The organism is Sporosarcina sp. SAFN-015, assembly GCF_059415085.1.
Genome location: NZ_JBPFDR010000002.1, coordinates 424,564 through 446,612 on the forward strand (window position 1 = coordinate 424,564; position 22,049 = coordinate 446,612).

A 22,049-nucleotide genomic window follows, 5' to 3' on the forward strand; every position below is an offset into this window, starting at 1 on the left:
AAGAGAGTCTTCCCGCGTTCAAAGTCTACCACTATCTTAAGAATATCTTCATTTTTCTCCTCACTCCCCCTTAAGAATCTCTCCGTACAATGGGAAACAGTTAATACGTTGGAGGAGGAAATTATGATACAAGTTCAGGAATTAACGCATTCATTCAGGATTGGCAAGAAAGGCAAGGAGAAACGAGTGCCGGTGTTAAAGGGGCTGTCCTTTGCAATCAATGAAGGAGAAATTGTTTCGATTGTCGGCCGAAGCGGGTCCGGGAAATCGACGTTGCTTCATATTTTGGCAGGATTCCTTAAACCGGATGCTGGCATCATTCAAATCGGCGATGCCCGGACATCCGCGTTTAATGAAGCGGAAAGTGCAAAGTTCCGTCTCGGTCATTTCGGCTTCATCTTTCAAAACTTCCAGCTTATGCCGGGTCTCACCGCATTTGAAAATGTAGAGCTGCCATTGAAACTAGCTGGAGTAGCTAATAAGGAACGCAAGCAAAAAGTCCGCCAGCTGCTTCAGCTCGTCGGCCTTACAGACGTTCAAGATCATTATCCAAATGAGTTATCGGGTGGGCAGCAACAGCGGGTGAGCATTGCGCGTGCTCTCATCACCGATCCGCCCATCATCTTTGCGGACGAGCCGACGGGGAGCCTCGACTCGGAGACGGAGCAGGACATCTTGCTGCTCATCCAATCGCTGAATAAATCACGTGGCATTACATTCATCATCATTACGCATGATGACACGGTGGCGGAAACAGCGGATCGCATTTACCGTATGCATGACGGTGAATTGACAGAAGGGAGTGTCGTACATGCAATTTAACGATCAAATCGATTTCGTAAGGCAACATATCAAAAAAAATAAACTGCGCGTCTTCATGACAATTCTTGCCGCAACGATGGGAACAGCATTTTTGATCGTCCTTGCATCCGTCGGGTTCGGCATTCATGACACGATGCGAAAAGAAATACTCGATAACCGATTGGTAAACCAAGTTGAAGTATATTCAAGTGAGATGGATCAAGCGAAAGTGGAAGAACTGAAACAACGAGACCATGTGAAAGCGGTCGTCTTTCGCCAGTCTGTAAGCATTAATCAGCAAACCGATCTCGACGGGTTCATCGGCAGTCATAACATGACAGTTACAGAGTTTCAAGAGGAAGCAAAAGTGGGCTTTGCTTTACAAGAAGGACGCTTGCCGGAAAATAATAATGAAGTCGTTGTCGGCAGTCATTTCGCCGAAAGCCTGATCGAGATGGAAGCGGGTGACAGCGATCAAGAGGCGGAACCGCCAACTTATAAAGAGCCGCTTATCGGCAAGCAATTCACATATAAAATGGGATTGTTTGAAGAAAAAGAGCTTTTCCCGGAAGAAACAACATTGACGATCGTCGGCATCGCGAAAGAACCGGCGAAAGACTGGGTCATGGACACAAACATTTATGCGGACGCGGCAATCATGCCGGAATTGAATCAGATTTTCATCAGCCACGTTGAAGACGCAGACAGCCAGTTATTCTATGGAAATGTCAATGTCTATGCTGATAATCTAGAGAACGTGACAGCTGTCAGCAAAGCGCTTAAAGACGAAGGATACTCCGTTTATTCCATTGCAGATCAGCTTGAACAACTCGATGTCTTCTTTCTTGCATTCAAAGCAGGTCTCGTCTTCGTCGGCACAATCGCAATCTTAATTGCATCAATCGGGATTTTCAACACGATGACGATGGCAGTAACGGAGCGGACGCGTGAAATCGGGGTCATGAAAGCGATCGGAGCAAGCCCTAAATTAATTCAAAGACTGTTCCTCATGGAGAGTGCCTGGATTGGCATTGTAGGAACGATCATTGCAGTTGCAATCTCTTACGGTGTCAGTTTCATCGCCAATATAGTTTTGCCGATCATCGTTTCTACTGCACTCGGAGAAGAGGAGTTTACTAACTTGGATATTACTTTTTCCATTATTCCATGGCAGCTTGTTATTATCGCATCTGTCATCAGCATTACTGTCGCTATGGTTTCCGGTTGGCGTCCTGCTCGCAAAGCGACAAAAATTGATGTCATTCAGGCGCTTAGACAGGAATTGTAAAAGAAAATATATTCTATTTATTCTAAAAGTATTGTAGAAGTTCCCTGCATTCTCCGTTATAATGAAAAAAACATGCGAAAAAAGTCGAAACCTGTAAAACGGAGGATGCCTATGGGAACAACTCAAAACCCTTCACAGCGACAAGTAGCTGGCCAATACCCCGTTCTTCGGATGACATCAGGACAGATTACGCTTATCGGACGATGGGATAATGTTGCGGAAGCCCTCTTTTCAGTGAATGAAGGGGGGTCTTTCTGTGCCCAATATAACCCTGATAACACGATTGTCGAAACGTATACGCTATTGGATGGAGAAGTGGATATCGAATACCGCGATACTCGAATAAAGATGAAAGTCGGGGAGACGCTTGACGCTTCCTGCTACGACAAGATCGTCACATTTTACGGAACATCTGACGCAGAAATACTTATGAAAATGGATGCTGACTTCTATGAACAATTATTTTTTGAAACGTTGACATTACAAAACGAAATGGATGCCGTTTCGAGCGTTGACGGCTATACGTATCATCATTGCGACCGGATCAGACAATACGCGATCGAAGTGTGGAAACGGATGGACCAGCCGAAAAGCAGACTTAAATTGCTTCGGTGGGGTTCTTACTTCCATGACATTGGCAAGCTCGCGATTCCACTAAAAATACTAAATAAGCCCGGGAAGCTTACGCCGGATGAATGGGAAACGATGAAATCCCATTCCTTGAAAGGTGCTGACATGATGCGTTCCCATCCAGTGGAGTGGCTGAAAGATGCCGCATTTATCGTTGAGCAGCATCACGAACGATATGACGGCAAAGGCTATCCATATGGATTACAAGGAGACGAAATCTCCATCGAGGCAGCCATCGTCTCAGTCGTAGATGCCTTTGATGCAATGACAACGGAACGCGTCTATAAACAAGCGTTAACGGTGGAGGAAGCACTTGCTGAACTGAAAAAGGGCAAAGGGACACAGTTTCATCCCGATGTTGTGGATAGATTCATAGAAATAATTTTAGAAAAGAAATTGCCGGGTGCTTAAAGACTTGGATTCAACTCCGAAAAGGTGCATGATAGAAGAGGAAGTATTCAATTATTCATATGTGAAAGGCGGAGGGAACATGGAATATCGTATCGAGCATGACACATTTGGAGAAATTAAAGTACCGGCGGATAAGTTATGGGGCGCGCAGACACAGCGGAGCAAGCAGAACTTTAAAATCGGCGGAGAACGCATTCCCCTTGGCGTCATACGTGCATTCGCCCATTTGAAAAAATCGGCAGCGATTGCAAGCAACTCATTTGGCAATCTATCTGATGCGAAAATGAAAGCAATCGTCGCAGCGGCAGAAGAAGTAATTGAAGGCAAATGGGATGACCATTTCCCGCTCGTCGTTTGGCAAACTGGCAGCGGCACGCAATCGAACATGAATATGAACGAAGTGCTTGCGAACCGAGGCAATCAGCTGTTAGAGGAATGGGGCGAGGAAGAGCGCCTTCATCCGAATGACGATGTGAATAAATCACAAAGCTCTAACGATACATTCCCGACAGCATTGCATGTAGCTGGTGTAATTGCAGTTGAACGTGAATTGCTGCCTTCCTTGCAAGTGCTGAAAGAAACACTCGGCAAGAAATCTGAAGCGTTCATGGACATCATCAAAATCGGTCGTACGCATTTGCAAGATGCGACGCCGCTCACATTAGGCCAAGAAATTAGCGGCTGGCATCGCATGCTTGAGAAAACGGAAAAGATGTTGAACGAAAGCGTCCAATCGATGAAAGAACTTGCCATCGGCGGAACTGCAGTCGGAACAGGGTTGAATGCACCGAAAGGATTCGGAGAGAAAGTCGCTGAAGAAATTTCGAAATCGGTCGGTATCCAATTCACCTCGGCGGCAAATAAATTCCATGCCCTCACTAGCTATGATGAAGTCGTCTATACGCATGGTGCCATGAAGGCTCTTGCAGCAGATTTGATGAAAATCGCGAACGATGTAAGATGGCTAGCGAGCGGTCCGCGTTCAGGAATCGGCGAAATTACGATTCCTGAAAATGAGCCAGGCAGCTCCATCATGCCAGGCAAAGTGAATCCGACACAAAGTGAAGCACTCACAATGGTCGTTGCACAAGTAATGGGGAATGATGCGGCAATCGGATTTTCTGCTAGCCAAGGAAACTTCGAATTGAACGTATTCAAACCGGTCATCATTTACAACTTCCTGCAATCTGCAAAGCTGCTTGCGGACGGCATGCGCAGCTTCAATGATAATTGCGCGGTCGGAATCGAACCGAACCGGGAAGAGATTGATCGCAAAGTCAAAAACTCGCTTATGCTCGTAACGGCTTTAAATCCGTATATCGGCTATGAAAATGCGGCGAAAATTGCGAAGACGGCACATAAAGAAGGAACGACATTGAAGGAAGCAGCATTGAAAACTGGATTATTAACGGAGGAGCAATTTGACGAGTACGTTGATCCTTCGAAAATGATCGGCCGGTAATATGTACGAAGCAACTTGTCCATACTGCAATTTGACCGCGGATCCAGAGCAGCAAATCATTTTTGAGACAGAAACATGCGCTTATATTCAAAAGCCTTCCGAACAAAAAGTGTTGGAAGGCAGCGGCTTAATTGTGCCGAAACGGCATGCGGTCGACGTATTTTCATTGACGCCAGAAGAATGGCGGGATACGCAGGAGTTGTTACTGAAGGCAAAAGCTTATTTGGAAGAGCGTTATGCCAATGAGGGCTATACAGTCGGCTGGAATACAGGCGAAGTGGGCGGGCAATCGATACCGCACGCTCATCTGCATGTCATTCCACGGTTTTCGGATGAACCGTTAGCCGGCAAAGGCATCCGTTATTGGATTAAGCAGAAAGAGAATAAACGCGGCGCAATGTCCACAAAGTTGTAACCTTCTCCACGCCGTTTTCCGCTATGATGGAAGGACAAGAAATCCTAAAAGGAGCAACATGAATGAAGAAACTTACTCCACTCATACTAATTTTGATTCTTATTCTTTCCGCTTGCGGAGAAAAGGCGCAGCAACATTCCGAAGATGAACATTTGGAAGTGGGCCATGAAAAACATTTGCCGAATGGGGACTTGCAGGAAGTGACCGAATCAGCAGCAGTGCTGCCGAAATTTTTGGATGACAAGCCTGAAGATATGCGACTCGTCTACCAAGTGGCTGCATCCGCTTCGGACGTGCTGTCCTATATGCCATGCTACTGCGGCTGCGGTGAAAGCGCAGGCCATGGAAGCAATTTGAACTGCTTCGTCGACGAAATACGCGAAGATGGCTCCGTCGTCTGGGACGACCACGGAACGCGCTGCCTCGTCTGCCTAGAAATTGCTGTGAAATCGGTGCAAATGAAACAAGAAGGTAAAACGATGAAGGAAATCCGTGAATTCATCGATGAAACGTACAAAGAAGGCTACGCAGAACCGACAGATACGCCGATGCCTGCATAATTAAATGCTCCATCCTTTCCGGATGGAGCATTCAGCCTGTTGACAAACGCTCGCATCCGTTGTTGCTCGTCTCGCGCGTCCGCTCATGAACTTTAGTTCTATTCGCGTCTTCGCTCGACTTCGCGCCTAGGCTGGCAAGCGTTTTCAATCAGGCTGAGGAAATTCCTGCCCATTGCCACTTGCCTTAAAAAAGAGTGTAGACAAAGTCCAAAAACGACTTTGTCTACACTCTGAATGCTCCATCCTTTCCGGATGGAGCATTTTTTCATTTTCGCGCATAAACTCATAAAAAGACGCATAAATTGCTGCAATGACGCATAAAACATTTTATTACAAATATAACCAACAACTTATTTTTCTGAATATGTTTTTACTACTTTAATTTTTCTTCAAAACATCGTATGCTGTGGATGAGAATTGAATGCTCCTATTTCGTTCTACATAAGGAGAGATATAATGGTTTTTGAAGGGAATAATAAAATCCGAAGAAAGATCTATCAGACCATCGATGGGATGACTGATGTCGAATTCAATAGAACTCCATCCACTGGCGGGTGGTCTCCGAAGCAAATTTTGGAGCATCTTGCATTGATGGAAACATATATAGCTTCAAAAATATCAGGAGAATTAAAGAATCCAAATAGCCGAAAAGCCTCCAAGAAAATCATCGTCCTATCCGGAAGCTTGCTTGTAAAAGGGAAACTCCCTTTGCAAACACAACCGACCGATACGTACAAATCGATCGCGGAAATCAAAGAAGAGCTTCATAATTCAAGGATTTATTTGCTCGATGTTTATGATGGCAGCTGTAAGGAGCATTTACGCGAAAAGTCCTTCAAGCATCCAAATCTCGGTTTGATTCCTTTAGAACAATGGTTTCCGGTTGTTGGCCTATACGAAAAATGCCATTTGAAGCAATTGAAAAAAACGATTGATGAATTGCGAATAAACGGCTATTCATGGGAAGCGGCAGAATAATGAAAGTCCCCGAACGCTTTTACGCAAGGGGACTTTTTTTATATCGGATCGCATTTTTTATCGAATATACACATCACTCACCAACAAATCCTTCACTACACTAGTCGGGATTTCAAAGGTTACAACACCCATGTACCCAGGGGCGACTTCATATTTATCGAATGAAATGACAAGTTTTTGATCATCTGTAATATAGAAATTCTGATCCGGCTTGATTGTCGTAAAGCCTTCGCCATATTCATTGTCAGTGAAATAAGAAATCATTTCATCCGTCGCCATCTGCCGTTCCATCTCTTCTGCGATATAAGCATTAATTGCTTCGATATACGAGTCATCTTTGAATAGGCTTGGCAATGTAATCAAGACATTATCGACTTTATCGATTGTATCATATCTCATCGTTGTCGATGAGGAGCCGACTGTATTTACTTGATAACGCATGATCGAAAGAATTCGGTCATTATCCGTCAATACTTCATAGCCCGCGTCAACACCGAGATGACCGCCACCATCTTCCTTCAGCTCGGCAATCTCCTTCTCGAATTGCTCGAAAAGCTCCTTGTTCTCTTTCGCATATTTTTCGTTCAATGCTGCTTGCAATTCATCGTCCTCTAATCCGGTAATGATAGGCGTCGATACGTCTGCTTGATAAGTGCCTTCATCTATAGTGAATTGCTGTACAGTGAACACTTCTACGATTGAACCCAGAACAGGCACATCTGCCATCGACTTAGCGAATGCTGGACTGACATTGATGCCGCCTACGAAGAGAACCGCCGCAGCAGCAACTCCAATTAAGCTATTCCTAAAAACCGGCCATTTCTTTTTGCGTTTCATTTTGGCTTCGTGAATGGAAGCCCTCACAACACGATCCAATTCTTCGGGAATCTCAATGTTTTCATAATCATCCTTCAGTTTATCCAAATTACTCATTCGCTTGCTCCTCTCCCATTTCAACACGCAACTTCCGTAAAGCTGCGTATAGCCTCGTCTTCACCGTGTTAAGATTATCTCCGGTGATCTCGGCAATTTCCTCGAGTTTTAGATCCTCAAAAAACCGCAGAATTATTATTGTTTTATAAAGTGGTGGAAGGTGTTCGACCGCTTCTTGCAAATCTAAATCGCTCAATTCATTTTTCGAAGCAGGTAAATGGCTTTCCAAGATTTCGTCTTCCATAATGGACACCCGCTCATGTTTCCGGATGAAATCAATGGCGGTATTGACGATGATCCGGTACAGCCATGTCTTCAAATAGTTCACTTCTTCCAGTTTATCGATGGAACGAAGAGCTTTGAAGACCGCTTCTTGTACAATATCAAGCGCATTCTCTTTGTTTTTCACATAACTATAAGCTAATCGATAATAGGTTTGTTGATTTTCAATTATATATCTTTCCACCAGTTCGAACTTTTCTTCTTTTGTCATGACAGTTACACCTTCTTCAAAAATAACGCAGCGCGCTCACGTCTCATTAGTATGGACGGTTGATGCTAGAAAATAGTTTTCCACGATTATGCTATAATTTGAGCAATATACTGCAAGGGGATGTATTGCACAATGAACAATGAACCTTTTGTCGCTTCGTGGAGCGGCGGAAAAGACTCGGCGATGGCTTATTATCGTGCACTTCAATCAGGCGGAGTCGCCAAACGAATTTGGACAATGTTCGAAGAGGATAAGGAGCGTTCGAAATCACATGCATTGCCATTGGAAATTATTCAAGCGCAGGCTGAGAGTCTCGCACTTCCTTTGATGATACGTGGTGCAAACTGGAAAGGGTACGAAGAACAATTTTTAGATGCAATGAAGGAATGTGTAGATGCAGGCATTCCGAACGGCGTTTTCGGAGATATTGACCTGGAGGACCATTTAACATGGGTTCAAACGGCATGCGCCAAAGTCGATATGAACGCAATCCACCCGCTTTGGATGGAACCGCGCCGGAAGTTGTTGGAGGAATTCGTAAACGCTGGCTTTGAAGCATATATTATTGTCGTCAATACGAGAATGATGCCTGTTGAATTCATCGGGCGTAAATTCACGATCGAATTGATGGATGAGTTGGAGGCGCTCGGGATCGATTCATGCGGAGAATCAGGGGAGTTCCATACCGTTGTCGTCGACGGACCAATTTTTAAGGAACGTGTTCCTATCGTGTTTAAGGAGAAGCATAGGCGGGATGGATATGTATTTTTGTCCGTCGGGTTGGAATGAAATAATTAATAAAGAGAACCTGCCAACTTAGACAGTTAGCAGGTTTTTGACAATTTGGTGTAAGTTGGGATTTTTCTATTGAAAAAAAGATGTTACATATTTATAATGAAAAAGTCGCTTATTTGTAAAATTGCATTTGACGCAGATTTACTGAGTTGTACCGCGAAAAGCGCATAATTTGATACAGCCACATAAAAATCTCCTCAAAAACGCATTGAACACTTCAAATACGCATAAATCCACTTATTCACTTATAACCGTGTTGAAATATGCATAAAAACAGTTATGCCTTAATTTACAAAATAGAAAAGGATGTCAGGGAAATAGAATGGAAGAACGAATGACGGAATCGCAAATCGTCGCTTTGATTGAATCGACCATCCACGCCGTAAATATGGACGTGGAATTAAAGCAGGAAAGTACAGGTGTCAATATGATGTATGATTTCATTAAAGATGAAGTGATTGTCGATATTGCTCGTGTACGAAAGGCCTGCCAGGAACTTCCTGAACCGATGCCACTGGAAATCTATCTTCGCGTATTGACAATCCACGAGTTGGGGCATGCGATGGACCGTAAAGCCTTACTCGACTCACTTGACCGCACGAAAGAGATCATCCATATGAAAAAACAAGCCGCTGCAGAAATGCGGTCTACAGATTTGCCGTTCATGACGATGGTTATGGAAGAGCATGAAACCGATATCGCCTTCGAAGAAACTGCATGGGCCAATGCTGAAATATTGAATAGCTTTTTCGAAATCGTCGATGGAGCCAGTTTTGAAAAAGTGAAAGTTCATAGCCTTGCGACATACCGTACTGTGTATGAGGCTGATTTGGAAATCTATAATGGATTTATTCGCAAGCAAGAGAAATTATTAACTATATAACATGAAAGAAACCGCCTGCCTGAGAAATTCAGCGGCGGTTTTTCGTTGATAAAAATAGCATCCAGTTCCTTCTATTCACTCATCTTCTACATTAATCAAGAAGATTCTCTCATCAAATCCTCCACGCTTTTCTGCTTTTTGTAGACGGACTTTCTCCAATTCATCAAAGCTAGATTCATGGGAAAGGGCGGCTGCGTGGATCAGTTCCAATAAATCGGCCAATTCCTCTATCGCATCCTCCGCTGTTTCTGCTGCTTCATACTCAGCGAGTTCCTCATGCATTTTCTTGTTAATTTCGATTGTGAACTCATCATCGTTCATAATGCGAGTCGTGCAAGTTTTCCCTGAGCTTTCGATTATTTGGGGAATCAAGTCGCGGACAAGTTTATTGTAAGTGGGCATCATATCAACTCCTTAGGAGAACCGTTGTAACAGGTTAGCATTATTGTAAATAGCCCGCAGCTTTCAATTCCCGTTCCAAAAACGGTTTTGCGTTCAGCAAATCCCGAAACGCTTCATATTTTACGACAGAATCGGAAGTTGGCTTCTTACCCGTTTTATAAGCACGGATTAAAATATTCTTCGGCGTATGCTCCATATCGATGAATTCAAGCAGTTGTGCATCATATCCAACGAGCGTCAAAAGTTCAGCGCGGATGGAGTCTGTTGCAAGTGCCGAGAAGCGCTCTTTAATAAGACCGTGCTGCAACAAAACGTCTAGAGCCGGGGATTGGATTTGTGAAAACAGTTCATGCTGGCAGCAAGGGACGCTTAAAATTACTTCGGCTCCCCATTTGACAGCGCGGGCAAGTGCCATATCTGTTGCAACGTCGCATGCATGCAATGTGACGACCATATCGACGGACGTTTCATTGTTATAGTCGTTAATATCACCGACGAGGAATTCAAGTTGTTCGTATCCAAGATCTTTTGCGATTAGGTTACATTCTTCGATAACTTCTTTTTTCAAATCAAGCCCGGTTACGCGAATGTCTAATCCTTTTTCGATATGCAAATAATGATAGAGGGCAAACGTCAAATACGATTTGCCGGAGCCGAAGTCCAAAATACGAACGGGACGGTCTTTTGGCAAGTGGACGAGCGCGTCATCAATAAATTCAACGAATCGGTTGATTTGACGGAACTTATCGTATTTCTGCTTTTTCACCTTACCTTCGGGAGATTGCACGCCGAGTCGAATAAGGAAAGGATATAGAGTTTCGTCATCCAATAAATAATTCTTTTTCCGGTTATGCGACAAATCAACCGTTTTCGTCATTGCCGTCTTTTCACCTTTCCAGGAAACTTTGAACTTTTTCGTTAACTGGATATGGACTTTTTCATCTGCAAATTCCGCATGCATCTGCTTGAATTGCTCCAATAATTGTTTGAGAACTGGTTGAATATGTGGAACTCTTATATTTTCATGTTTCAAAATACGCTCATAGTGATATTCAAATTGAATATGGACTTCTTTTTTTATTTCCACAGGTTTTAGTTTCACTTTTTGCAAGCCGGTCGATTTATAACGGGGCTGACTGATCGTCCCTTGGATGAACGTCCCTTCTTCTATACGGCGGGCGACTTCTTCCACTAGTTCTTCAAATTGCATCATGATGGACCTCTTTTCGTACAAATATGTACATATAACAATACAACAAGGGATTGAAAAAATGTGCTCCTAACGCTTCGCTTTTACTCTCAACGCTTTGCTTTTGTTCGCAGAGCCCGTTCTACGTGACGGGCTGTACTCGCAAAAGCCGTTCTTCGTAACGGCTTTGGCTAATCCCTTGCAGTAAGACCCGTTTATGCGTTATGAGCATGTTTAGTGCTTTACTTAAATGTAAATCCTTTCTTTGCTAAGAAGTCTTTCATGAATGCTCGTCTTGGTGCGGAGAGGAAGTCGGCCATTTGCACGGACCAAGCCGTATCTTTCTGGTTTGACCCGCGGTTTAAATAATAGTCGTGCATTGTTTGATCATAGGCTGGCAGGAGTTCATCGTATTTGGCAGCATTGTAGCTGTTCTCATGGATGATCGCTTCGACCGGCAATCTCGGTTTCACTTCGTTCGCTTCGTCAGGAACGCCGATCGACATGGCGAACATCGGCGCGACGCCGTTCGGGAGCTCCAATAGGTCGCTAATCTCTGCCGGGGCGTTGCGGATGCCTCCGATATAACAGATGCCGTAACCTTTTGATTCCGCAGCGATGGCGACGTTTTGTGCGAAAAGCGCTACATCGATGGCGCCGACAAGCATGTTTTCTGCATGAGTATAATCGATTTCCTTGCCGTGAAGTGCAGCCGCACTAGCCAAACGGCAATAATCAGCACAAAATATGAGGACGGCTCCTGCGGTTAGGAATTGTCTTTTATTACTGGCCAGTTCCGCAAGTTGTTCACGTTTTTTCTGATCGGTTACATGGATGACCGAATAGGCTTGGACGAAATGGGAGCTTGCCGCGTGTTGCCCTGCATGGACCAGTTCTTGGACGTCTTCCTTTGATAGGGGTATGTCCTTGTATTTTCTAACGGATGCGTGTGATGTCAATAATTCGATGACCATATGTATCCCTCCAAAAATATGTTATTCAAATTGTGCGAATATATTCATGTTACACTACATGAAACGCATAGAAAAGGGGTGTGCTCATGGGGTGGTTTGAAGGTATCTCGTTAACGACGACATTGCTCGTCCTAATTTTAGTCGTCATTCCGATATCCTTTGCCATTTATCTTTATTTTTATGACAAACGGCAGAAGCAACATGCTATTCTGCGGAATTACCCGGTCCTCGGACGGATGCGGTATATGCTTGAAAAAACGGGTCCTGAGCTGCGACAATACTTGTTTAATGCCGACCATGAAGGAAAGCCGTTCAATCGGGAAGAATATTTGCATATGGTGCTGCCGGGGAAGTATTTGAACAGCATTATCGGTTTTGGATCAAAACGTAATTTTGAAGAAGCTGGCTACTATATCCGCAATGCACTGTTCACGAAGCAGAATGAGGAAATGCGTGTCGATAATGACGGGTTGATCAATACGATGCGCTACCGTATTGATGAAGATAATCTGTTTTCTCGGAAAGAGCATCGAGAGGAGATACCTGCATTGCCTTGGTTGTTGCCCAAAGAAGATGCGATAGTTATCGGGCCGAACTGTGAGCATCCTTTCCATGTCCGAAGCTTGCTCGGACAATCTGGCATGAGCTATGGGGCACTCGGTGAAAATGCAATCTCAGCTTTGTCGAAAGGGATCGGGATGGCGAAAGAAGCTTGGATGAACACTGGAGAAGGTGGTCTTTCCCCTTACCATTTGGCTGGGGACGCTCATATCATCGCGCAAATTGGATCGGGACTATTTGGATTTCGCACAGAGGAAGGGGAATTCAGCTGGGAGCGCCTCCGTGAAAAGGCGGAAATCCCGCAAGTGAAAGCATTTGAAATTAAAATGGCGCAAGGCGCGAAAATGCGGGGAGGCCATGTTGAAGGGGAGAAGGTGACGGAAGAGATTGCAAAAATCCGAAATGTCGTCCCTTATACGACGATCAACAGTCCGAACCGCTTTAACCAATTCTCGGATTACCCGACCTTATTTGATTTTATCGAACAAATTAGAGACCGTGGAGGCAAGCCTGTTGGTATTAAGATTGTCATCGGCGGCAAGGAGGACGCGGAGGAGCTTGCGTCGTTCATGCATGAGACGGGCAAAGGTCCGGATTTCATTTCCTTGGATGGAGCGGAAGGGGGATCCGGTGCTACGTATCAAGATTTGGCGGACAGTGTCGGATTGCCGCTAAAATCGGCACTCGTCTTATTGGACGATGCACTGCGAAAATATGAAGTGCGAGACCAAGTGAAAATTATAGCTTCCGGGAAAATAACGACGCCGGATAAAGCTGCAATCGCTTTGGCGATGGGAGCCGATCTTGTTCAAATTGCCCGGGGCTTCATGATTTCAGTCGGATGCATTATGGCTGAACGATGCCATACGAATGAGTGTCCAGCGGGTGTAGCAACGACGGATAAACATCTGCAAAGAGGACTTGTCGTGGAGGAAAAGAAATTCCGCGTCACAAATTATATTTTGACGATGCGTGAAGGGTTATTTAGAATCGCGGCTGCTGCCGGACTCGATTCACCGACAAAATTCGAGCGTCATCATGTCGTTTACAAAGATGAAAGGGGACGTGTATTCCCTGTTGAATAAACTGTTTGAGTCGTTCCGCCTAGTTGGTGGGACGACTTATTTTAATGTAAAGTACCTAAGACACCTTCTGAATTTTGTGATAATATATAAATAAATATAGATTCGTAGAAAGGGGTTTGATGGATGTCTTTGTTAAGTAAAACGGTTGGCGAGGTCGTAAGGGATTGGGCAGCAGCGTTGCCAGAGCAAGAGGCCTATGTATATCCGGAACTTGGAATTAGAAGGACATATAAACAGTTTGATCGAGAGACAGATGAGCTGGCGAAGGCATTCATCGGGATGGGGATCAAACGCGGAGAGCATATCGCCATTTGGTCCGATAACAAACCGCAATGGTTGTTGAGTCAGTTTGCAACAGGGAAAATGGGAGCTGTCCTCGTTACGGTGAATACAAATTACCAAGCGAAAGAGCTCGAATATTTGTTGAAGCAATCAGATGCGACGACGTTAATACTGGATGAAGGATTCAAAGGGACGAGTTATATCGACATTATCCGTTCGATCTGTCCAGAACTGCATGATAGTAAAGATGGTGTCGTTTCCTGTGACAAGCTGCCTAAATTGAAAAGAATTATTCTTATGTCGGATCGTGAAGAATCCGGAATTTATAAATGGTCAGAATTTCTTGCCCATGCTGAAGGTATTACAGACGAGGAATTGGCTGAACGGGAGAATGGCATGTCACCCGATGATGTCATTAACATACAATACACGTCAGGGACAACAGGTTTTCCAAAAGGTGTCATGTTAACACACCATAATATTGTGAATAACGGAAAGATTATCGGGGATTTTATGAAATTGACGGAGAAGGACCGTCTATGCATTCCTGTGCCGTTCTTCCATTGTTTCGGAGCTGTTTTGAGCAATCTGGCGGCAGTGACGCATGGTTCGACTATGGTCATCCTTGAGCAATTCCATCCTCTCCGCGTCTTAGAAGCGGTTCAAGAGGAGAAGTGTACAGCTCTTAATGGTGTACCGACAATGTTTATTGCCGAATTGAATCATCCGGATTTCAAGAAATTTGATACATCGACATTACGAACTGGTATTATGGCAGGATCCACTTGCCCGATTGAAGTTATGAAACAAGTGATTCACGAGATGGGTGCAGATGAAATTACGATTTGCTATGGACAGACGGAAGCATCACCTGTCATTACACAGACGCAAACTGATGATCCGATTGAAAAGCGGGTGTCCACTGTTGGAAAACCACATCCATTTGTCGAAGTGAAAATTATAGATCCTGTGACGGGAACCGAGATGCCTGTTGGCAGTCCGGGCGAACTATGTACACGTGGTTATCATGTGATGAAAGGGTATTATAACAATGAAGAAGCAACGCGAGAGGCGGTCGATGGAGATGGTTGGCTTCGTACAGGAGATATCGCAATCATGGACGAGGACGGCTATATCGACATTACGGGTCGAATAAAAGACGTAATCATCCGTGGGGGTGAAAACATCTATCCACGTGAAGTAGAAGAATTCCTTTACACACATCCAGGAATATCAGACGTTCAAGTTGTCGGAGTGCCGGATCCGAAATATGGAGAGGAATTGATGGCGTGGATCATCCCGAAAAAGGGTTCTTCCATTGACGAGGAAGCTGTACGTTCATTTTGCCAAGGAAGTATTTCATATCACAAAATCCCGAAATATATTAAGTTCATTGACGAATATCCGATGACCGCGTCAGGGAAGATCCAGAAGTTCAAACTTCGTGAAATGTCGATTGACGAATCATTGAGTCATCAAGTGTAAAGTTCTACACATAGCAACAGGTGAAGGAATGCAAACTTCCTCCACCTGTTTTTAAATTGAGGATTAAGATTCTTATTAAATCGGTATATAAACTCATTTATAAGTTGCTTTGGTATCAGTCATATAGAGTTGATTCGACTGATCCGTCGGCGTGGTGGATGACTAGGATTCCATTATGTTCATTTACGTACGGTTTCGCTTTTTCAAGAAGATCATCTTTTGTGTCCTCTTTGAAGATTGCGCGTTCGCCATTTTCTTTTATAAGAATCCAATCTTCGTTCCGTGCTTTCGCTTCATATTTAGCACGGTCAGAGTTATCGCCATGTACGTATTCCCTTGCTTTAGCTGTCGCAATGGAAATCGCTCGGCCCTCTTCATTCCCTTCTCGCAATAAAGCATTCGCAATTTCGATTGCCTTATTACGTACTTCGGGCTCCAAATTTTTAAAGGAATCGGGATAATCGTTTTTATTCCAAGGCATCAGGAATCGCCTCCTTACGCAGATATTCCCGTTTTTTTGCAAGCGTAAACTTCCTTCGTTTAAAATCATTTCAACTACGTTGTCGAAATATGTACATTTCCCGGGAAATTTGTTTCATTGGCATTTTTATAGGAATAATGACGTGGTTTTTCAAAAGATGTCTTTAATTAACGAAAAGGTGTTATTATATAGAAAAATGAAGCGGGAGGGGAAAGTATGTCTAGTGATTTTTATCAATTGATAGCCATTGTTGTATATATGGTGGCGATGCTCTTCATCGGATGGTATGCATATAGGAAAACAACGAATTTGAATGATTACATGCTAGGCGGGCGTTCACTTGGACCTGCTGTCACTGCACTCAGTGCCGGTGCAGCAGATATGTCGGGCTGGTTGCTTATGGGGTTGCCAGGAGCCATTTATGCTGTCGGGTTAACGGAAGCCTGGATTGCAATCGGTTTGACAGTAGGTGCGTATTTAAACTGGCTATTAGTTGCACCAAGACTTCGTGTGTATACGCAAGTGTCGAGCGACTCAATTACAATCCCGAGTTACTTGGAAAGTCGACTTAAAGACAAGTCAAGACTGCTTCGAATTGCCTCAGGTATTATTATTCTTGTCTTCTTTACGTTTTATGTCTCTTCGGGTATGGTTGCTGGCGGTAAATTTTTCATGAGTTCATTCGGACTGAGTTATCATTCCGGAATGTTGATCGTTTCGGCTGTCGTTATTGCGTATACGCTTTTCGGAGGGTTTTTAGCCGTAAGCTATACCGATTTTGTACAAGGTCTTACGATGTTCTTTGCGTTATTATTAGTTCCAATTATCGGTTTGACTTTGACAGGTGGATTTGCGGAAACGGCTGCAAGCATTAGGGAAGTGAATCCAGACATGCTAAGTCTTGTGAAAGGGGCCACAGTAGCTGGTGTTATTTCATCCGTTGCATGGGGGCTCGGTTATTTTGGACAACCACATATTATCGTTCGTTTCATGGCGATTAAATCAGTAAAGGAAACAAAAAGTGCACGCCGGATCGGAATTGGCTGGATGGCGTTAAGCTTGTTCGGTGCTATCGCAACCGCGCTCGTTGGGATTGCTTATTACCAACAGAACGCAGGCGCTGAATTGGTCGATGAGGAAACTGTATTTATTGCATTAGGACAGATCATTTTCCATCCATTCATTGCAGGGATCATGCTTGCGGCAGTACTTGCGGCTGTTATGAGTACGATTTCTTCGCAGTTGATTGTTACTTCATCAGCTCTTATCGAAGATTTGTACAAGGCAATCATCAAGGCGGATGCGACAGATAAGCGATATGTGTTCTTGGGCAGGATGGCAGTGCTTGTCGTTTCATTAATCGCTATGGCGCTTGCATGGCCAAACAATGAATCAATTCTAAAGCTCGTTTCATTTGCATGGGCGGGCTTCGGAGGAGCGTTTGGACCGATCATCTTGCTGTCTCTATATTGGCGCAAGCTGACAGCGACAGGTGCGTTATGGGGAATGGTGGCAGGTGCAATCACTGTCGGTATTTGGGGCACCGTCGACGTTCTGTCAGATAGTTTATATGAAATCGTCCCTGGATTCCTTATCTGTCTAGTCGTAACATATTTCGTCAGCTTGATGACGTATCGTCCGAACGCGGAAATCGACAAGGAATTCTATGACGCGATGGTTTTATTGAAAAAAGAAAGATAATGGAAACGGCCTCCTGCGTATGTAGCGGAGGTCGTATTTTTTTGGATATGGTAATCTATTCTTAAAAGGGGGATCTCGCAGATGAAACTTGATCATGTTGTTTATTTCACATCGAAAAGTCCTGACGAAATTGTAAGCGAGCAGAGGAATGAAGGTAAACATGCAGTGATTGGCGGTAGGCATGAAAAGTGGGGAACGCATAATGCATTACTATATGTGAAAAATGCTTATGTAGAATGGCTATCTGTGGAACGCGCCGAATTTGCGGCAAAAGTGGACCATCCGTTGACACGCTTGCTGCTTCATGATTTGAAGGACAAGGATGGATGGGGCACAATATGTTTATCCGTAACAGATATTGAGCAATTTAATGAGGACATTACAAACAAAGGCTTTGCGACTTCCGGTGTGTTGAATGCAGAGCGGCGGACAGCCGCGGGAGAATTGAAAAAATGGAAAATGCTATTTGTCGATCAACCGGTTTCCGGTGAACTGCCATATCCTTTTTTCATCGAGTGGGAAACGCCTGAAGAGATTCGTTTCGAGCAGTTGCGCGCTGAAGGTGTATTGACTGTGGAAAATGAGGAGATGGAAATCCGGGAGTGCATTTTTGGCGTTGAAGACCCTTTGCGAGACACTGGTGAATGGGCAGTGTTGCTTTCGCAGAAAGTCGGAGATTCAAATGACATTACGATTGGAAATGTCCGGCTGCGGTTCGTCGAACAAGAAGGCGGGAAAGATCGTTTGCAGGAAGTCGTCATTCGTTAAATGAAGAAAGGGGTTTTTTAGTGGATATATTGGTAGAATATGCGGTTCTTGTCGGAGTACAGGAACAGAATGATGAGCATTTTGAATACGAAATGGAAGAGCTTCGAAATTTGGCGGAGGCTATCGATGTGAAAGTCGTTGGCAGCGTAACGCAAAATTTGGAGCGCAGACATCCGACAACTTATGTCGGAAAAGGGAAAATCGCAGAAATTAAGCGTTTTTATGAAGAGACAGATGCAAATCTGATCATCTTCAATGATGAACTTTCTCCTTCGCAGATCCGAAATTTGGAGCAGGAGCTTGAAGTGAAGGTTATTGACCGAACGATGCTCATCCTCGATATATTTGCGAGACGGGCACGTACGCATGAAGCTAGGATGCAAGTAGAATTGGCGCAGCTCCAGTATACATTGCCGCGGCTTGTCGGATTGCGCGCTTCCTTAAGCAGGCAAGGGGGAGGAACCGGCGGAGGCTTCCAAAACAAGGGGGCCGGGGAAACGAAGCTTGAGCTCGATCGTCGGAAAATCGAAGACCAAATTTCGAAGTTGCGCAGGGATCTCGAGCATGTAAGAGATCGGCGTGATACACAGCGGAAACAACGGAAGAAAAGCGGCATACCGGTCGTATCGATTGTTGGATATACGAATGCTGGTAAATCAACGTTAATGAACGCATTACTTCGAAAAATGGATGATGAAAATTCGAAGCAAGTGTATGAAGAGAATATGCTTTTCGCAACGCTTGACACTTCTGTGCGTCGTTTAGTGTTTGCCGACAATAAGGAATTTCTCCTGACGGATACGGTCGGATTCGTTTCGAAGCTGCCCCATCACTTGGTCAAGGCATTCCGCTCCACTTTAGAGGAAGCTCGTGGAGCAGATCTTCTTATACATGTCGTCGACGTTTCAAATCCTGAATACCGTTATATGATGGAAGTGACAAACGACACATTGCATGACGTCGGTGTGGAAAATATTACGACCATCAATGTATATAATAAAGCAGACTTAGCAGGAGTCCCGTATCCTCGGGAAACAGCGGATAGCGTTTGGATTTCGGCTAAAGAAGAGATGGGATTAGATGAGTTGCTTGATTTGATCAAGAAAAAAGTTTTTGAACAGTACATTACTTGCAAGCTGCTCGTTCCGTTTGATCGCGGAGATGTCGTTTCGTATTTGAATGACAAAGCGAATGTGAAGAAGACGGAGTACGAGGAAGAGGGGACATTAATGACCGTCGAAATGGATGGTTCTGAACGAATCAAGTTTGAGGAATTCATTATCAGCCATTAACGAAAAGCGGAAGGCGCCTGCATAGGGGCGACAAGCATAAGGTGAAGATACGGCGTTGCGCTTTTTGCAACAGAGTATCATCGCCTTATGACCTCGAGCCCCTGGCGCCTGAAGCTAGACATTAACGAAAAGCGGAAGGCGCCTGTAGCTGGACATTAAACGAAAAAACCGTACCGTGTGACTCGAAAGTCTACGGTACGGTTTTTATCTATAAAGAGAAAGGGGGTGGGATGGTAGTAGTATCCCCCGGTTCTCGAAATGTTAAACCTCTTGGAATTGAATATTGTGCAGACGGGCGAAAATGCCGCCCTTTCTTACTAACTCATCGTATTTTCCGTCTTCTGCAATTCCGTCTTCTGTCACGACGACAACTCGATCTGCATCCCGGATTGTTGCCAATCGATGGGCGATGACAAGTGTCGTCCGATTTTCGGCAAGCTCGTTCAACGATTGTTGAATGATGCGCTCCGTTTCTGTATCAAGTGCAGAAGTTGCTTCATCCAAGATGAGGATCGGAGGATTTTTCAAAAACATCCTCGCAATTGCAAGCCGCTGCTTCTGCCCGCCGGATAATTTCAACCCGCGTTCACCAATCTGCGTTTCATAGCCGTCAGGAAGCGACGAGATGAAATCTTCCAAATGCGCTTTTTTCGCAGCCGCTATCACTTCTTCATCTGTCGCATTCAAATTTCCGTACGCGATGTTTTCCTTGATCGTCCCTGTGAATAAAAAGACGTCTTGTTGTACGATCCCGATTTGGGAACGCAACGACTGCTGTGTCATGTTGCGAATGTCAATGCCATCAATTGAAATCGCTCCGGAATCAACATCGTAAAATCGCGGTATAAGGGAGCAGATTGTTGTCTTTCCAGCCCCTGATGGACCGACGAAAGCAATCGTTTCACCAGATTTAATTGATAAGTCAATGCCATTCAATACATTTTTATTATCGTCGTATTGGAAATGGACATCGTCGAAATAAATATCTCCATGCAAGTGGCTGACAGTTTTCGCATTTGGCCGATCTTTAATTTCCGGTTCCTGTTCGATTAAATCAAGAAATCTACGGAAGCCTGCCATTCCTTTAGGATATAATTCAAGCAATGCACTGATCTTATCGACAGGCTTGATGAGAATATTGACGAAAAGAATGAATCCGACAAGCTCCCCTGGCTTCAGAATGCCCTTGTACGTATACCATGCTCCTACAACGAGCACGACTAACGTCACAAGCCTAGTCATCATATACATACTAGAATGCGTCCACGCCATTACATTATAAGCGACAAGTTTAGCGAGTCTGAAACTGCCGTTGTCTTTTTTGAAACGCGAAATTTCGAAGTCTTCGTTCGTGAACGATTTAACGACCCGCGCACCGGATACCGAGTCCTCGACCCGCGCATTGACATCCGCAATTTTCCCGTACATGTTCTGCCATGCTGCGTTCATCTTGATATTACAGAATGTCACGAGAACGACGAGTAGAGGCACCATGCAGATTGCGATGATTGCTAGTTCAGGATTAATCCCGTACATAAGAATGAAAGCACCGATGATCGTCATGACCGCAATGAAAGCATCTTCAGGACCGTGATGGGCGAGCTCGCCAATATCGAATAGGTCATTCGTGATCCGGCTCATTACATGCCCGGTCTTCGTATTGTCGAAGAAACGGAAAGATTGCCGATGGACATGATTGAATAGCTGCTGCCTCATATCCGTCTCGATATTGATGCCAAGCTTATGCCCCAAATAACTGACGATGTATTGAAGGAATGTGCTTAGCAAGTAAACTAGCAACAACAAAACGCTCGTCGTAACGATTTTCCCCCAATCTCCGGAAGGCAGAAGGGTATCAATGAACCATTGGACAGCCATCGGAAACGCCAATTCAAGCAAAGCAACGAATATGGCGCTTGAGAAGTCGATGATGAAAAGCCGTCTATGCGGCTTATAATAGGAAAAGAATTTTTTTAGCATAATTATGACGTCCTTTCTGTAGTCCAAGCTATTATAGCGAAATTTATTTAAAAGTGGTACGAAAAGTTTCAGAAGTCGAAATAGTTTAGTGGGTGAGAAAAGACATATAGGATTTTACTGGTAGAAAAGATTCAAATTAGAGGAATTCCGAAAAATGGTGGAACCCTTTTCCTTTAATACCGTATCATTAGGTGTGACAT

At 44.3% G+C, this 22,049-nt stretch carries 21 protein-coding genes; 14 read left to right on the top strand and 7 right to left on the bottom strand.

Translation table 11 applies throughout. The annotated features are described in order from the left end of the window. Positions 1-123: 123 nt before the first annotated feature. From ACR65H_RS05235 to ACR65H_RS05265, 7 genes are all read left to right on the top strand, one after another. A complete protein-coding gene (locus tag ACR65H_RS05235) occupies positions 124-822 on the top strand; it encodes an ABC transporter ATP-binding protein (RefSeq protein WP_440499103.1) in 699 nt (232 codons plus the stop codon). After that, the gene (locus tag ACR65H_RS05240) at positions 812-2,089 is read left to right on the top strand and encodes an ABC transporter permease (RefSeq protein WP_440499104.1); all 1,278 of its coding nucleotides are present in this window, start codon (positions 812-814) and stop codon (positions 2,087-2,089) included. The genes ACR65H_RS05235 and ACR65H_RS05240 overlap by 11 nt, the downstream gene beginning before the upstream one ends. 111 nt (positions 2,090-2,200) lie before the next feature. Further along, positions 2,201-3,130, top strand: coding sequence for an HD-GYP domain-containing protein (locus tag ACR65H_RS05245; RefSeq protein ID WP_440499105.1), 930 nt, complete (start codon positions 2,201-2,203; stop codon positions 3,128-3,130). 79 nt (positions 3,131-3,209) lie between these two features. After that, positions 3,210-4,592 carry a class II fumarate hydratase gene (fumC, locus tag ACR65H_RS05250; RefSeq protein WP_440499106.1) on the top strand — a complete coding sequence of 461 codons (1,383 nt, stop codon included), beginning with the start codon at positions 3,210-3,212 and terminating at the stop codon, positions 4,590-4,592. Between the two features lies 1 nt (position 4,593). Further along, positions 4,594-5,007: an HIT family protein gene (locus ACR65H_RS05255; RefSeq protein ID WP_440499107.1), complete on the top strand. Its 414-nt coding sequence runs from the start codon at positions 4,594-4,596 to the stop codon at positions 5,005-5,007. Positions 5,008-5,069: 62 nt separating this feature from the next. Continuing rightward, positions 5,070-5,567, top strand: a complete 498-nt coding sequence (locus tag ACR65H_RS05260; RefSeq protein WP_440499108.1) for a PCYCGC motif-containing (lipo)protein — start codon at positions 5,070-5,072, stop codon at positions 5,565-5,567. Between the two features lie 456 nt (positions 5,568-6,023). Next, positions 6,024-6,545 (top strand): DinB family protein, encoded by a 522-nt coding sequence (locus ACR65H_RS05265; RefSeq protein WP_440499109.1) that lies wholly within the window; start codon positions 6,024-6,026, stop codon positions 6,543-6,545. A gap of 57 nt (positions 6,546-6,602) precedes the next feature. Here ACR65H_RS05265 and rsiV read toward each other — a convergent pair whose 3' ends face one another. Further along, positions 6,603-7,478, bottom strand: coding sequence for an anti-sigma-V factor RsiV (gene rsiV / locus ACR65H_RS05270; protein WP_440499110.1), 876 nt, complete (start codon positions 7,476-7,478; stop codon positions 6,603-6,605). Further along, positions 7,471-7,971 (bottom strand): RNA polymerase sigma factor SigV, encoded by a 501-nt coding sequence (gene sigV, locus ACR65H_RS05275; RefSeq protein ID WP_440499111.1) that lies wholly within the window; start codon positions 7,969-7,971, stop codon positions 7,471-7,473. Before sigV ends, rsiV begins: the two co-directional genes overlap by 8 nt. Before the next feature lie 132 nt (positions 7,972-8,103). Between sigV and ACR65H_RS05280 the strand changes: the two genes are divergently transcribed. Both ACR65H_RS05280 and ACR65H_RS05285 read left to right on the top strand, forming a co-directional pair. Continuing rightward, the gene (locus ACR65H_RS05280) at positions 8,104-8,760 is read left to right on the top strand and encodes a Dph6-related ATP pyrophosphatase (RefSeq protein ID WP_440499112.1); all 657 of its coding nucleotides are present in this window, start codon (positions 8,104-8,106) and stop codon (positions 8,758-8,760) included. A 328-nt stretch (positions 8,761-9,088) separates the two neighbouring features. After that, positions 9,089-9,649: an integrase gene (locus ACR65H_RS05285; RefSeq protein ID WP_440499113.1), complete on the top strand. Its 561-nt coding sequence runs from the start codon at positions 9,089-9,091 to the stop codon at positions 9,647-9,649. Between the two features lie 75 nt (positions 9,650-9,724). Here the strand turns inward: ACR65H_RS05285 and ACR65H_RS05290 are convergent, their stop codons facing one another. The 3 genes from ACR65H_RS05290 to nfsA all read right to left on the bottom strand — a co-directional run bounded on the left by ACR65H_RS05290 (position 9,725) and on the right by nfsA (position 12,214). Next, entirely contained in the window at positions 9,725-10,051 is a 327-nt protein-coding gene (locus ACR65H_RS05290; RefSeq protein ID WP_440499114.1) for a nucleoside triphosphate pyrophosphohydrolase, read from the bottom strand. A gap of 40 nt (positions 10,052-10,091) precedes the next feature. Continuing rightward, the gene (locus tag ACR65H_RS05295) at positions 10,092-11,261 is read right to left on the bottom strand and encodes a class I SAM-dependent methyltransferase (protein WP_440499217.1); all 1,170 of its coding nucleotides are present in this window, start codon (positions 11,259-11,261) and stop codon (positions 10,092-10,094) included. A 221-nt stretch (positions 11,262-11,482) separates the two neighbouring features. Further along, positions 11,483-12,214 (bottom strand): oxygen-insensitive NADPH nitroreductase, encoded by a 732-nt coding sequence (nfsA, locus tag ACR65H_RS05300; protein ID WP_440499115.1) that lies wholly within the window; start codon positions 12,212-12,214, stop codon positions 11,483-11,485. A gap of 86 nt (positions 12,215-12,300) precedes the next feature. Here nfsA and ACR65H_RS05305 point away from each other — a divergent pair, with 86 nt between their 5' ends. Both ACR65H_RS05305 and ACR65H_RS05310 read left to right on the top strand, forming a co-directional pair. Next, complete coding sequence (locus tag ACR65H_RS05305) at positions 12,301-13,860, top strand: FMN-binding glutamate synthase family protein (RefSeq protein WP_440499116.1); 1,560 nt, start codon at positions 12,301-12,303, stop codon at positions 13,858-13,860. Positions 13,861-13,983: 123 nt separating this feature from the next. Then, positions 13,984-15,627, top strand: a complete 1,644-nt coding sequence (locus ACR65H_RS05310; RefSeq protein WP_440499117.1) for an AMP-binding protein — start codon at positions 13,984-13,986, stop codon at positions 15,625-15,627. A gap of 115 nt (positions 15,628-15,742) precedes the next feature. On the opposite strand, the gene ACR65H_RS05315 is transcribed toward ACR65H_RS05310, so the two are convergent. Further along, a complete protein-coding gene (locus ACR65H_RS05315; RefSeq protein WP_440499118.1) occupies positions 15,743-16,108 on the bottom strand; it encodes a DUF2188 domain-containing protein in 366 nt (121 codons plus the stop codon). Positions 16,109-16,324: 216 nt separating this feature from the next. Between ACR65H_RS05315 and putP the strand changes: the two genes are divergently transcribed. The 3 genes from putP (at position 16,325) to hflX (ending at position 19,869) form a co-directional block, all read left to right on the top strand. Beyond that, on the top strand, positions 16,325-17,809 hold the full coding sequence (putP, locus tag ACR65H_RS05320; RefSeq protein WP_440499119.1) for a sodium/proline symporter PutP: 1,485 nt from the start codon (positions 16,325-16,327) through the stop codon (positions 17,807-17,809). A gap of 81 nt (positions 17,810-17,890) precedes the next feature. Next, positions 17,891-18,577, top strand: a complete 687-nt coding sequence (locus ACR65H_RS05325) for a VOC family protein (RefSeq protein ID WP_440499120.1) — start codon at positions 17,891-17,893, stop codon at positions 18,575-18,577. A 20-nt stretch (positions 18,578-18,597) separates the two neighbouring features. After that, a complete protein-coding gene (gene hflX / locus ACR65H_RS05330; RefSeq protein WP_440499121.1) occupies positions 18,598-19,869 on the top strand; it encodes a GTPase HflX in 1,272 nt (423 codons plus the stop codon). A gap of 261 nt (positions 19,870-20,130) precedes the next feature. On the opposite strand, the gene ACR65H_RS05335 is transcribed toward hflX, so the two are convergent. Next, entirely contained in the window at positions 20,131-21,849 is a 1,719-nt protein-coding gene (locus ACR65H_RS05335; RefSeq protein ID WP_440499122.1) for an ABC transporter ATP-binding protein, read from the bottom strand. Positions 21,850-22,049 lie beyond the last annotated feature (200 nt).